This window comes from Roseibium sp. QJM3NY_11 (assembly GCF_056173175.1).
This window is the reverse complement of the sequence record NZ_CM149660.1, coordinates 3,346,041-3,358,805: the sequence shown is the minus strand read 5'-3', so window position 1 is coordinate 3,358,805 and position 12,765 is coordinate 3,346,041. Positions and strand designations below refer to the sequence as shown.

The window sequence follows — 12,765 nt, the reverse complement described above, 5'->3', positions numbered from 1 at the left end:
ATGTGTCCGGAAAGTGAATCGAGTGTGTCGTCAGGTCAAAACGGTCGTTCCGGCCTGGGCGCGCCTGACCCTTTCGAGCGCCAGTGTCGCCATTGCCGTATCCTGAACCCCTGTTCCGGTGAGGTCGCAGACCGTAATGTCGTCATCGGACCGGCGGCCTGCGGCGGCTCCGGTGATGACGTTGCCGAGTTCACTGACATTGCTCAGGCTGCCCGGTGGTCCCGCCGCGCGCGCGCTGCGCAGTTCCCCCATTGTTTCGCACTGGCTGATCCGGTCGCACACCACTGCGTCAGCGCGTTCGAGGATCCGGGGGTCCAGCTCGTTCTTGTCCTCCTGATCGGATCCCATGGCCGTGACATGAAGACCGGCATGCAGCCAGTCGGCGCTCAGTATGGGATCCCGGGCGGGTGTCGTGGTGATGACGAGCTGGCATTGGGCGACAAGATCGGCGGGGTCCGTGCAGGCCGCAACGTCGATGCCAAGCGCAGCGCTCAGGTCCGCTGCAAGACGCGAGGCCTTGCCGGCATCGCGCCCCCAGATCAGCGCCTTTCCGAACGGACGGACCTTTGCCGCGGCAACCAGTTGCAGGCGCGCCTGCACGCCGGTGCCGAGGACCCCGGCGGTGGTGACATTTGATGGAGCCAGAAGCCGGGCCGCGACCGCGCCCGCCGCCGCCGTCCGGATATCCGTCAGATAGCCATTGTCCAGAAACACGGCCTCGACCAGACCCGTTTTCGCCGAAAGCAGCACCATGAGACCGTTGAGACTTGGCAATCCGAGGCCCGGATTGTCGAAAAAGCCTGGAGAGATTTTCAGAGCGAACCCGTCGAGACCCGGTACATAGGCGGTCTTGACGTCCACTTCCGCATTGATCTCCGGCAGCGACATCGACAGGACCGGCGGCATCACCACCTGGCCCGCCGCCAGACTGGCAAAGGCATTCTCGATGCGGTCGATGACGTCCAGATCGAGATGAACGGTTCGGCGCAGGTCAGGCTCTGTCACGAGTATGATCTCATGCGGCATAGGAAGTGCCCCTCAGATGATAGTCGCCGAGGTCAACGTCCTGACCGGTCACGATACTGGTGAACCGGGTCATGTCCACGTTCCGTCCGGAAAGGATCGTGGCCACGGGACCATCGAAATCCGGCAGTTTGCCCGCGAGACACGCTGCGATGCCGACGACGCCGGCCCCTTCCGCCACATGGCCTTCCTCGTGGTAGAGAACCTGCATGGCCCGGCGGATTTCCTCTTCGGTGACAAGAACGACCGCGTCGAGAAGCTTTCGGCACATGTGGAAGGACAGCTTGTTGTTCAGGCCGATGCCGCCCCCGAGCGAATCCGCGAGACTTTCGACCTCCGTAACCTCGAGGGGTTTACCGGCGTCGAGGGAGGCCTTCATTGCCGCGCCGCGGTCCATGGTCAGCCCGAATATCCGGATCGCCGGGTTGATGGACTTTGCCGCCAGGGCAGCTCCTGCGGCCAGACCACCGCCCGAGAGCGGTATCAGCAACGTCTGCAAGCCCGGCAGATCTTCAAGGATCTCGAGGCCAACGGTGCCTTGCCCGGCGATGACGAGGGGATCGTCAAAGGGCGAAATCTCGGCAAAGCCCTGTTCGCCTGCGAAGCGTTGACAGTCGGCAAGCGCCGCGTCCTGGCTGGTCCCGACGATCCTGATCTCGGCGCCAAGCGCCTTGATCGCGTCAATCTTGGTCTGCGGCACGAGAGACGACATGCAGATCACGGCCCGGAGCCCCAGGGCTCGCGCGGCAAAAGCGACCGCACGCCCGTGATTGCCGGTTGAGCAGCAAACGAGCGTATGGGTTTCGGGGGCGACCTTGCGGGCCGCGTTCATTGCGCCGCGCAACTTGAAGGCCCCGGTCGGCTGCATTGTCTCCATTTTGAGGTGAAACGGCACTCCCGTCAGACCGCTCATGAAGGGGGAGGGCAGCAAGGGCGTCCTGACGATCTCTCCGGCAAGGATTTGCCGCGCCGCCAGTATGTCAGCAAGGGTCAGGTTCATGTCAGCTCTACCAGGTTCGCGTCATTGCGGGCGCGTCGTACGTTGCGGTCGCGGCATGCGTTGGCTGACGTGTCGAGTCAGTCGCGGCGCATATTTGTGTACAACGAAGCTAGATATCTTGTTTACAGCCGTCAATACCGAAGAAAAAGCTTGCCAGACGGCGTGAAGTGATTTCATTTGTATACAACTAAACATGACAGGAATGGCCATGCCCGGTTTGGATCTTCCGTTTTCCAGTACAGAATACGCGCGCCGTCTCGCGCTGATCCGAACCGACATGGAAAGGCGCGGCATCAACGTCCTGTTCCTGGAGGATCCGTCGAACATGGCGTGGACGACCGGCTATGACGGCTGGTCCTTCTACGTGCATCAGGGGGTGATCGTTTTTCTCGACGACGACCCCGTCTGGTGGGGCCGGCTGCAGGATGCCAATGGTGCCAGGCGCACGGTCTGGATGGATGATGACCACGTCGCGGCCTATGCCGACAATTTCATTCAGTCGACAGAACGCCATCCGATGCAGGATCTCGCTCGCCACCTTGATGCCGGGGGCTACTCCGGCAAACGGATCGGGGTCGAACTCGAAAACTATTATTTCTCGGCCAAGGCCTACCTGACCTTGCGCGACGAATTGCCGAATGCGGAGTTCATCGACGCGACCGGCATGGTCAACTGGCTGCGCGCCGAAAAATCCGCCGAAGAACTGGTTTTCATGCGCAAGGCCGCCCGGATCTCCGAGAAGATCATGGACGGGGTCTTTGAACGGGTTGAGCCGGGTATGCGCAAGGCGGATCTTGTTGCGGAGATCTACGCAGATGCCATCCGGGGCCTCGACGACGCCTGGGGGGATTACCCGGCCATCGTGCCGCTGCTTCCCAGCGGCGCGGACGCGTCCGCGCCGCACCTGACATGGGACGGCCGGTTCATGCAGGAGGGCGAGGCGACGTTTTTTGAACTGTCCGGCTGCTTCCGCCGCTATCACGCGCCCCTGTGCCGCACCGTCTTTCTCGGCCAGCCGCCCCGGTATCTTCTCGACGCCGAAAAAGCGCTCATAGACGGCCTCGAAGCCGGGTTGGACGCAGCGCGGGCCGGAAACACCGCCGGCGACATAGCGCGGGCACTTGCCGGGCCGCTCGCGGCGGCCGGCATTGAGCGCGGTGCGCGGGCGGGCTATCCGATCGGCATCTCCTATCCGCCCGATTGGGGCGAACGCACCATTTCCATCAGGGACGAGGACACCACCGTTCTGAAACCCGGCATGACCTTCCATTTCATGCCGGGCCTGTGGATGGACGGTTGGGGCCTGGAAATCACGGAGAGCATTCTGATCCGCGAGGCGGGCCCGGCCGAATGCCTTTGCGACAGGCCCAGGCGCCTGTTCGTCAAGACCTGAGGGCGCCATGGCGGCATCGCATCTGCTTTCTTCGACACGTGAGATTCTGGACAAGCTGATCGGGTTTCCGACCGTATCTGCCGACAGCAACCTGGATCTGATCGCCTACGCGGCCAATCTGCTGGAGGACTGCGGGGCCAGGGTCTCCGTGTCCGGCGACGGCACGGGCAGCAAGGCCAACCTGTATGCGACCCTGGGCCCCGAAACGGCCGGCGGTCTGGTTCTGTCCGGTCACACGGATGTGGTGCCGGCGGACCCCGCCGAGTGGCGCGGAGACCCGTTTTCAATGCGCGAAGCGGACGGGCGGCTTCATGGCAGGGGGGCGTGTGACATGAAAGGCTTCATCGCCGCCGCCCTTGCCAAGGCGCCGGAATATGCGGCGCTCGACCTGAGGCGGCCGCTGCACTTCGCCCTGACCTATGACGAGGAGGTCGGCTGTTTCGGCGCGAGGCAACTGGCCGAGGACCTTCGCCGGTCGGAGCTGCTGCCCTCGGTCGTCATTATCGGCGAGCCGACCGAAATGCGGGTCATCGAGGGCCACAAGGGTTGCTATGAATACACCACGTCCTTTCACGGTACCGACGGTCACGGCTCGGAGCCGGAGAAGGGCGTTAACGCGATCCATGTCGCTGCCCGGTTCATCGGCCGGATACTTGAACTCGCCGAAGACATGCGCCTGAAGACCGGCGCCGACAGTGCCCGCTTCTCGCCGCCCTGGACGACCCTGCAGACCGGCCGGATCGAGGGGGGCTCCGCGCGCAATGTCATAGCCCGTCACTGTACCGTCGAGTGGGAGATGCGCCCTGTCCGCGAGGCGGACGCGCAGCAGGTCAAGGCCGCGCTGGAAGCCTATTGCCGGGATGATCTGCTGCCGCGCATGCGGGCTGTCTGCCCGGATGCGGACATCGTCACCGAGGTCATCGGTGAAGTGGCGGGGCTCGCCGTCATGAACGAGAACGAGGCGCGGGACATCGTCAGGGCACTGACCGGCGCGAACCTGTGCGACGTGGTCGCCTTCGGCACCGAGGCGGGCCTGTTCCAGGCCCTTGGCATGTCCGTCGTCGTATGCGGACCCGGGTCGATCGCCCAGGCCCATCAGCCGGATGAATTTGTCAGTCTCGACCAGTTGGACAAGTGCCTGGACATGCTGACCGGACTTGAGAAAACGCTGGTGCATCCGGCATGACCGATTTGCCCGACAGCAGTGCCGCCGACGTCGCGCTCAGGCTCGAAAACGCCGCCGGCGCGCAGGAACGCTTCCAGATCATGTATTCGGTTCTGCGCGACCGCATCTGCACGCTTGTCTATCCGCCGGGAACGCAGCTCGGCGAAGAAGCGCTGGCCGAGGAGTTCGGCGTGAGCCGGTCGCCCTTGCGCAAGGCCTTGCAGATCCTGGAAGCGGACGGCTTGCTGCAATCGCAACAGGGGATCGGGACGCTTGTGACCGATGTCGATCTGGACGCGCTTGCCCAGGTTTACCAGTTGCGCCTGGAACTCAACGAACTCACCGGCAGACTGTCGCCGGCGACTGTGAATGACGCATTGCTGCAGGAATTCGGCGCGATGAACCGTCGGGCGGCGGTGCTGCGCGCACAACTGGACCGGCATGAGTTCGCGCGACTGAACATCGATTTTTTTCATGTGTTTCAGCTTTTGAGCGAAAATCAGCCACTGCGCGATCATTCGGAAAAACTGTTCTACCAGACCTGCCGCATCTGGCTGACCTTGATCCCGGAAGCGGCGCTCGAGCGCGAGGTAAAGGTATTTTGCAGCGAGATCGAAGAGATCACGACTGCCGTCAACTCCGACGATCTGGAAGCTGCCGCCCTGATCAGGCGGGCGCATCTGTCCATGGGCTTCAAGCGGTTGCGCAAACACAAGAAGTTGGATGCGATCGCCTGAAACCTCGGCGGCTGTTCCATCGGCGCAATCCCGAAGGTGATCGCCGGATCGCCTCGGGCAGTCCGTTTCGAACTCGGTTGAAACAAGCAACCTGGGACATGACACCAGCCAGACGCGGACTTAGCCTGACCCTCTGATTTCTTGACATCGCATGGAATCGCCGACGTCCCATTCCGCATCACCAGTGCTCGAATTGGAGAAAGGGTGCCTGAGCAAACGGCAATCGGTCGAAAACGACTCGCCTGCCTCGTCCAGCAGGGTGTTTGGGACATGCCTGTCGAAACAATGCCGCTTGCCATGGGCTACCTCAAGGCCATGGTCGACGCCGATGAACTTCTCGGTCGCGAAGTCGATGTCAGGATTGCCAATTTCGGCGGCGGCGCGACCCTTCAGCAGATGGTTCGGCGCCTGTTCAGCGGTCCCATGCCGGACATACTGGCATTCTCAGTATTCGGCTGGAACATCCAGGCTTTCGGACGGCTCGCGGAGACCTTCAAGCAAATCAATCCGTCCGGCTGGGTGGTCTTCGGCGGGCCGCATGTCGCCCATCAGGCCGAACGGGTGCTCGCCAGATGGCGCGGTGTCGACGTCGTGGTCAATGGAGAAGGCGAATTCGTCTTTTGCGACCTGCTGCGCGCCTGTGTCGCCGGCGGGCGTGTCACCGAACTGGACAGCATCGACGGTATCTCCTTTGCCGCCGGCGACGGCACGGTGCGCACGACAAGACCCCGCGACCGCATCGGCACCCTGGACCGGATACCGTCTCCGTTTCTCTCCGGCGCCATTGAAATGAAAGACGCCGCTGGCCGGTTTCGCTATGACGCGGCCCTGATGGAAACCAGTCGCGGTTGCCCCTATGCCTGTTCCTTCTGCTATTGGGGCGGGGCCATCGGACAGAAGGTCCGCGCCTTCTCGCGCGAACGCCTGAAGGCCGAACTCGATTTTTTCGGTTGGCACGGGATTGAGAGCCTGGTCCTTTGTGACGCGAACTTCGGGATGCGCGAAGCCGATCTCGTGTTCATCGAGGACATCATTCAGGCGCGAGAAACACACGGGTTCCCGCGTCATCTCATCACCTCGTGGTCCAAGAACAAGTCGGAGACCTTCTTCGAGGCGGTCCATCTGGTGAAAAGTTCCGGCCTGTGCAGCACGTTCACCCTGGCCCTGCAGACACTCGACGAAGACACGCTGCAACACATGGGCCGCAAGAACATGCGGATCAATCAATGGAAAGGCGCGGTGGACCGTCTCGATGCACTCGGGGTGGACAGTTACGCCGAACTGATCTGGGGCGCTCCAGGCGAAACCTATGATGGTTTTATCGAGGGGTATGACCGTCTTGCGGAACAGGTTTCCTGTATCGCGGTGTATCCGCTCCTGCTTCTGCCGAATTCCCACTACGCCGACAACCGTGCAGCCCACGGACTGGTCACGTTGCGCACGCTCGAGGATGACTTCGAACGTGTCTTGAGCCACGACGCCATGACGATTGACGACAACAGGAAAATGATGCGGTTTCTGTTCTGGGCGCGCATCCTGTCCGAGAACTCGGTTTTTCGGAACATCTGGTCACCGCTGCTGAAGCTGGCCGGAATGTCTCAATCACAGGTTCTTCTCGCCCTCGACACCTGGATCGACGCCCAGACCGACAGGATCTCCGGGTTGCTCCGTGCCGTCCGGGACCAGATGGCGGACAGCCTTGATGCCTCGCGCTACACTGCGGGGCTGCGGATTTTCTACACCGAAGCCGGCGTTACGGACATGCTCCTTGCCTGGTGGACGCAATCGATAAGGCCCCTGGTGCCGGCACCGCACGCGGAACTGCTGGACGACATTTTCGCCTACGATTTGGCAACCCGCCCGATATACGACGATCTGGAACGGCCCGACTGGCGGTTGCAACAGGAGCCGGCGGTCGAGACCGTCCAAGGAGAGTGTTTCTACGTTATCGACTGCCAGGAGATCTCCAGCGACGTTCCCGAACTTGTTCGCCGCATCAAGGCAGGCGAAAGGAATCTGTCGCGGGGTGTCCGTGCTGCGGGCGGCCTGTATTTTCGCACCGGGTTCCAGCGCTGTTTCGCCAACCAGGAATTTGCCCCCCGATACGTCGGCAAGACCCGGGCCATGGTCGAGGCTGCGAACCGAAGTCGCAGTCAGACCCTGTCGCCCGGCCACCCCGGCGCCGGAACAAGCTCCGGGAAACACGGAACAATCGAGGAAACCAGCACCAGAACAAGTCGGGTCAGCCATGCTTAAACTTTCGTCCAGTGACGTTGAAACATACAACCGGCAGGGATTTCTGATCACAGGTCACAAGATCGGAGCAGACCGTCTGTCGACCCTTCATCGCGCGGTGGAGAGCGTCATAGAGGCCAATCCCGATGTCAGGCCCGAGCGGCTGGTGAACATCCATCAACCGGGCCGCAATCCGCAGGGCCTCGTCGGAGACCAGCGCTTTCTGGATATCGCGCGGGATCCGGATATCGTCGATCTCGTGAACGATGTCATCGGCCCCGACATCATTCTCTGGGGCGCCCAGCTTTTCTGCAAGCCGGCCGGCGACGGCATGGCCGTGCCCTGGCACCAGGACGGCTACTACTGGCCGATCCGCCCCTTGGCGAATTGCACCGCATGGCTGGCCCTGGACGCGTGCACGGTGGGCAACGGTTGCCTTCGGGTGATATCGGGGTCCCACCGCGAGCGCAGGCTGTTCTCCCATTTGCGGGAGGCGCGGGAGGGCCAGGTCCTCGATCTTGAGGTCAAACCGGAAGAAATCGACGAAACCAGTATTGTCGACGTTGAACTCGAAGCAGGGCAGGTTGCGCTTCTCGATGTTTTCCTGGTCCACGGATCCAATCCGAACCGGTCCGCCCATCGCCGCGCTGCGCTTGCGATGAGATACATTCCCGGCACCTCCTACATCGACATGGAGCTGTTTTCACCAAGAGCGCTCTGGTTGCTGCGTGGCAAGGATCACACGGGACGCAACGACTTCGATGTCTTTCACCGGGAATTGACCCGGGAAGAAACCTGACAAGAGGGGCAGGTGAGAGGGCCTATTCATGATCTGGGCGGACTTCGGCGAACCGGGCTTGCTGGAAGCCTTTGAACAGGGGAAACGCGCGCCTGCGAACGAGGATCAGGCGGCTCCCCTGCGCCAGTTCAGCGAGGCACTGTGGACAACGGTCTCCGCCAGGTTGCCGCGACACGAATGTCAGTTCGTCAAGCATTGCGCGCAATGGCACAAGGACACGCTGCAGGCGGCCAGGTCCGATGACCTCGCAAAGGCCCAGCGGCTTTCAAAGGAGATCTGGAAAGTCGCGCGGTCGCGCGCCCTGTCGCCGCTCGCCTGCATGCTGATGGATGTCTTTCTGCCGCCGGCCGACGCTTATCTGGCCTACCGCCTGGGCAATTATGAGGGCGCCCGCGCGTTGCTTCTGAAAATTTCGGCGCTCGATGAAACGCTTGTGGGGGCGCACGACCTGCCTTTGTTGAGCGTGCACAGACTTCAGCTTTGCCACAACCTGATGCGGGTTCACACGCGGCTTTCGGAAAACGGGGCGGCGGCAAGGCTGGGCGCCATGCTCCTCGACTATATCGAGTTTCGCACCGACCCGGTGGCGCCTGAACTAGTGTCCAGGCGGGAGGTGCTCGATTGTGCCTCCACCCCGGTCCTGTCGTTCTATTTCGACAAGATCTGCGGTGAAATCGCGGTCGCACTTGCCCAGGCACCCGCTGACAGCGCAGCCGGTCTGTTCCGATTAATCCGCGCGCACGGGTCTTGCGGAGGCAGCGAATTCGCTCCCTTCGCGCACAAATGGATTGGCTTGAAGGAAAAGGCGTTGCGCGGTGATCTTGCCGGGTTCAGGGCTGCGGTCATCCCCCTGTTGCGCGGCGGGAGATCGACCGAGCCTCTTTTATGGTACGCAGCGATCATCGAGGTTATCACGGTCGCACGGACCTTCGATGACGTCCCGGCGCAAGCGTTCGCCGAGCGCCTCGCCCGGGCCGCAACGGATCTGCCGGACGCGCCGTGGATCATGGCGGCCGTCCTGGATCAACCGGTCGCGCGTCAGGCCCTGTCAGCCAATTGACCGGGTCTTATCGGTTCTGTGCCCTTGCAGGACATGACATCCCCCTTTCTTTGCACAAGCCGCGCAACCGGTTGGCGTTTTCCCGCCACGAAACGGCAAGCCGTATCCCTGGCACATAAGCAATTTGAGAGAAGACGGAGGGGCTTGGCCTGCGTCACCTTTGCGGTATTGCGGCGATCCGGGATGCAAGGCCGGGCGGGAACGACCTCCGGGCGGCGCCAGCAATGTGTCGCAAACCGCAACAACCACGTCGACGGCCGGGCCGTCCACCAGGGGAGACCGGTATGCAGGAATTCGAGGTCATGGATGTCGTGGCGGTGTCACGGGAATCGTTTTCAGCGGGGATCAGGCGTGCCGTCGAAGAAGCGCTTTCGACGCTCGGTGACCGTCTTGAAAGTGTCGAGATCGACCCACCGTGGAATGTCGCGTTGACCAGCGACGGGCAGGTTGAATTCCGCAACACCGTGCGCCTGATCTACAGGTCGAACAAATAACCGGCCTTTTCGCGCTTTCAGTCATCACGAGGAATTCGGAAAATGGGCACGTTCAAGGTGAAGGACTTTGTCGGGGTCTCCAGAAAGACGTTCTCCGACACCTACCGGGATGCGATCAGGCAGGCGAAGACCGTCGTGCCAGGTGACATCGGCGGCGTGGAAGTCTCACCGCCTTTCTACGTCGTGATAACCGAAAACCGCGAGATCGAATTCCGATCCACGGTGCGCATTGTCTACGAAACGGATGACTAGGCACGGTTCCGGAAACGGCCCCGTCACGCTTGCCGTCATCTGCGACCCGGACGGGGCGCATTATTTCTGTTCCTTGAGAATCCTGTCCTCTGCCTGCAGGATGGTTTGCCAGCCGGACTTTGTTTCCTTGATGTAGTCTTGCCACTTTTCATCGATCTCGTTGTCGATCGTCACGATGCTGCCGGCGCCATCCGGCGCGATCGTCAGGTAGACGTTGCAGGGGTCTGACTCGTCAGAGTCGGGTGTGTTCCACGTAAACACGAGCCGATTGGGAGGCTGGAACTCCAGGTAGGTGCCCCAGTGGCAGAATTCCTCGCCGTCACGCATGTCGCAGAACAGGAACCTGCCGCCAATCCTCGGGTCGATTTCGACGCGGGCGATCTCGCCTGTCAAACCCATCGATTGCAACGCGTCGCTCATCCAGTCTCGCACCTTGTCGGGCTCGATCCAGCCGTTGAAGACGTCTTCCACCGGCGCGTCGAATTTCTGCGTGACCTTGACGGAAATAGGCTTTCCCATGTCCTGACCTCTGCGGTTGCCTATGGATCATCTTAACAAACGCCCGAAACGCTGTTTGGTTCCCACAGCGCGCGCCCCAAGGAAAAAGTCGCGAGGCGGAAACCTCAAGATACTGGGCCCTTTGGCCTCCATACCCGGCGCCGGATGAGAGCCGTCAGGCCTTTGCACTGCACCTCATGGTCACCCGGTAGCCGTTCCGATAATCGAACAGGGGCACCGGATTGGCCAGATCCGCGCCGAACCAGTCGTAATACCTGAATGCGCCATACCCCGCCTTTCCAAGCAGAAACTCCAGGGCGCCCTTTGTCGGATACCCCACCGGAACCCAGGGGTCGCTGGTACTGGTATCGACCGACATGCCCTCGCGCTGGGTTTCATCTTCGTGCAGCAGTATGAGTGGTTGCTCGGAAAGAAATCTGGTGAGCTGTTCCATGAAGAACCTCCCGTAGATGCCTTTCGACAGTTCCAGCCAGTCGGGCGGTTCGTGAAACCCGACGGGCACGCCGACCTGTGTATCCACGATGACGTGTGCCGGCTTCAGTCGGCAGATCTCCTGGATCAGCAAGGGGATATGAGCGGTATGATAGAGATAGCCGAGGCACATGATGACGTCATACTGTCCGGCCTCGAGTGTCGATATCGTGCTCAGGGCATCGCCGCACAGGAACGTGTACCGTTCGTCCGCGATCTGCTGGGTTTGCATGTTCACGACACTGTTTCGGACCAGGTAGGGCCTGATTTCAATGCCGGTGCAATGGCGCGCGCCCGCCGTGAGGGCTGCGAAACTCCAGCGTCCGTCGTGACTTGCGATATCAAGCAGGCGGCTGCCCTGGATGATGTCGCGATTGTCATCGATTATGGCACGATGGCGTTCGTTCAGACGGTCCCTGTCGGCGCCGGTTTGGCTGGTCTCCAGAAATTGAGGGTAAAGGTCAAAGAACCCGCCGCCGTCCGCGGCCCGGTGGTCCTTTTGCACAATGGGCATTTCGTTCATTTCGGAAACCCTTGACGCTGAATTGGTTGCGGAACTGGTCTGGCGAACGCAGGACAGCGGCGGCCGCTTTGTCGAACATTCGGCGGTCGCTCGTCAGGAGTTTTTGACACGGTGTGCGTTCCTTAAAAGCGGATCAAGGGTCTGTTTCCAGGCTCTCCAGACCCATGAAGGGATCGGCCGTGGGATGCTTCACTCTCAGGCAGACGCTTTCGGGCGATACCATGTCTGCGGACTGGTCGTAGCTGTACAGCAGCGTCACCCGTGCCCGTGCCGTCGGACCCACCCGCGCGACGCGGTGAAGGGAGCGCCGTCCCATGAACAGGGTGAAGGCACCGGTTGGAATTTTCAGGGACCGGGGCGTATCGACGCCGTCGAACACACGCCGCAACCGTTCGTCATTCTCGTCGTCTTCAGTCCGGATCAGGGGAACGTAGTCGAAGGTTCCACCGACATCCGCCTCCTGGATCATGAGCGACACTGCCCATTCGTTCGCGTCGAAGTGCCAGCCGAACCGCTGGTTCTCACGCATGACGTTGATCATCACTCCGAGAGTTGGGCAAGCCCAGCGATACAGCGTATCGAGATCGAGCAGACGGCGTACGAACTCGGTCAGTTCGTCGAATTGAAACAGATCGAGGCAAGGTCCGTCCGCAGCGAGCTGCTCGGTTGTCAGGATACCGACATCGCGCAGGTGCAGCCGCCGGCGCGGATGGTCCTCCGCAAAGCCGCGATTGTCTTTCCAGCCATAGGCGGTGGCCGGGTACTTGTTGGGGCGAGCCTCGCCTTCGACGGCCTCGATTTCCCGGGCCATTTCCCGTGTCGCGGCCTCTGTCAGGAAACCGGGCAGCACGCACAGCGTTTCCGCGCGCATCATTTCGTGGCACCGCTCGATAAGCGCAGCCGCGCGCGGGCTCGACAGGTCGTGTATCGGGTATTGATCGAGGTCGATGTAATGCGCCAGTCGCTCAAAACGCCGTTCGTTTTCAGCACGGCTGGCTGACTGGCTGCTGGCTATTGCCACGGTCGTCTCCTTGTCTTCATCCGGGTCTTCACCTTGGTCTTCATCGGGGCCTGCGCCCGGCGGTTGGTGGGTG

The 12,765-nt window shown here is 61.6% G+C and carries 13 protein-coding genes; 8 read left to right on the top strand and 5 right to left on the bottom strand.

Annotated features, from left to right (window positions below; translation table 11 throughout):
• Positions 1-30: 30 nt before the first annotated feature.
• Positions 31-1,026, bottom strand: a complete 996-nt coding sequence (locus tag AC0VX3_RS15525) for a cyclodeaminase (RefSeq protein WP_475521268.1) — start codon at positions 1,024-1,026, stop codon at positions 31-33.
• Entirely contained in the window at positions 1,016-2,023 is a 1,008-nt protein-coding gene (eutB, locus tag AC0VX3_RS15520; RefSeq protein WP_475521267.1) for a hydroxyectoine utilization dehydratase EutB, read from the bottom strand. The genes AC0VX3_RS15525 and eutB overlap by 11 nt, the downstream gene beginning before the upstream one ends.
• Positions 2,024-2,231: 208 nt before the next feature.
• On the opposite strand from eutB, the gene AC0VX3_RS15515 reads away from it, so the two are divergent.
• The 8 genes from AC0VX3_RS15515 to AC0VX3_RS15480 all read left to right on the top strand — a co-directional run bounded on the left by AC0VX3_RS15515 (position 2,232) and on the right by AC0VX3_RS15480 (position 10,158).
• Positions 2,232-3,416, top strand: coding sequence for a M24 family metallopeptidase (locus tag AC0VX3_RS15515; protein WP_475521266.1), 1,185 nt, complete (start codon positions 2,232-2,234; stop codon positions 3,414-3,416).
• Positions 3,417-3,423: 7 nt separating this feature from the next.
• Positions 3,424-4,602, top strand: a complete 1,179-nt coding sequence (gene argE / locus AC0VX3_RS15510) for an acetylornithine deacetylase (protein WP_475521265.1) — start codon at positions 3,424-3,426, stop codon at positions 4,600-4,602.
• On the top strand, positions 4,599-5,318 hold the full coding sequence (locus tag AC0VX3_RS15505; protein ID WP_475521264.1) for a GntR family transcriptional regulator: 720 nt from the start codon (positions 4,599-4,601) through the stop codon (positions 5,316-5,318). The genes argE and AC0VX3_RS15505 overlap by 4 nt, the downstream gene beginning before the upstream one ends.
• A gap of 270 nt (positions 5,319-5,588) precedes the next feature.
• The gene (locus tag AC0VX3_RS15500) at positions 5,589-7,574 is read left to right on the top strand and encodes a KedN5 family methylcobalamin-dependent radical SAM C-methyltransferase (RefSeq protein ID WP_475521263.1); all 1,986 of its coding nucleotides are present in this window, start codon (positions 5,589-5,591) and stop codon (positions 7,572-7,574) included.
• Complete coding sequence (locus AC0VX3_RS15495; RefSeq protein WP_475521262.1) at positions 7,567-8,352, top strand: phytanoyl-CoA dioxygenase family protein; 786 nt, start codon at positions 7,567-7,569, stop codon at positions 8,350-8,352. Before AC0VX3_RS15500 ends, AC0VX3_RS15495 begins: the two co-directional genes overlap by 8 nt.
• A 28-nt stretch (positions 8,353-8,380) precedes the next feature.
• Positions 8,381-9,412 (top strand): hypothetical protein, encoded by a 1,032-nt coding sequence (locus AC0VX3_RS15490; protein WP_475521261.1) that lies wholly within the window; start codon positions 8,381-8,383, stop codon positions 9,410-9,412.
• A gap of 284 nt (positions 9,413-9,696) precedes the next feature.
• Positions 9,697-9,906: a dodecin domain-containing protein gene (locus tag AC0VX3_RS15485; protein ID WP_342894793.1), complete on the top strand. Its 210-nt coding sequence runs from the start codon at positions 9,697-9,699 to the stop codon at positions 9,904-9,906.
• A gap of 42 nt (positions 9,907-9,948) precedes the next feature.
• The gene (locus AC0VX3_RS15480; RefSeq protein WP_342894792.1) at positions 9,949-10,158 is read left to right on the top strand and encodes a hypothetical protein; all 210 of its coding nucleotides are present in this window, start codon (positions 9,949-9,951) and stop codon (positions 10,156-10,158) included.
• Between the two features lie 60 nt (positions 10,159-10,218).
• Here the strand turns inward: AC0VX3_RS15480 and AC0VX3_RS15475 are convergent, their stop codons facing one another.
• From AC0VX3_RS15475 to AC0VX3_RS15465, 3 genes are all read right to left on the bottom strand, one after another.
• Positions 10,219-10,677 carry an SRPBCC family protein gene (locus AC0VX3_RS15475; protein WP_475521260.1) on the bottom strand — a complete coding sequence of 153 codons (459 nt, stop codon included), beginning with the start codon at positions 10,675-10,677 and terminating at the stop codon, positions 10,219-10,221.
• Between the two features lie 154 nt (positions 10,678-10,831).
• The gene (locus tag AC0VX3_RS15470) at positions 10,832-11,662 is read right to left on the bottom strand and encodes a class I SAM-dependent methyltransferase (RefSeq protein ID WP_475521259.1); all 831 of its coding nucleotides are present in this window, start codon (positions 11,660-11,662) and stop codon (positions 10,832-10,834) included.
• Between the two features lie 142 nt (positions 11,663-11,804).
• On the bottom strand, positions 11,805-12,692 hold the full coding sequence (locus AC0VX3_RS15465) for a HalD/BesD family halogenase (RefSeq protein WP_475521258.1): 888 nt from the start codon (positions 12,690-12,692) through the stop codon (positions 11,805-11,807).
• Between the last annotated feature and the right edge of the window lie 73 nt (positions 12,693-12,765).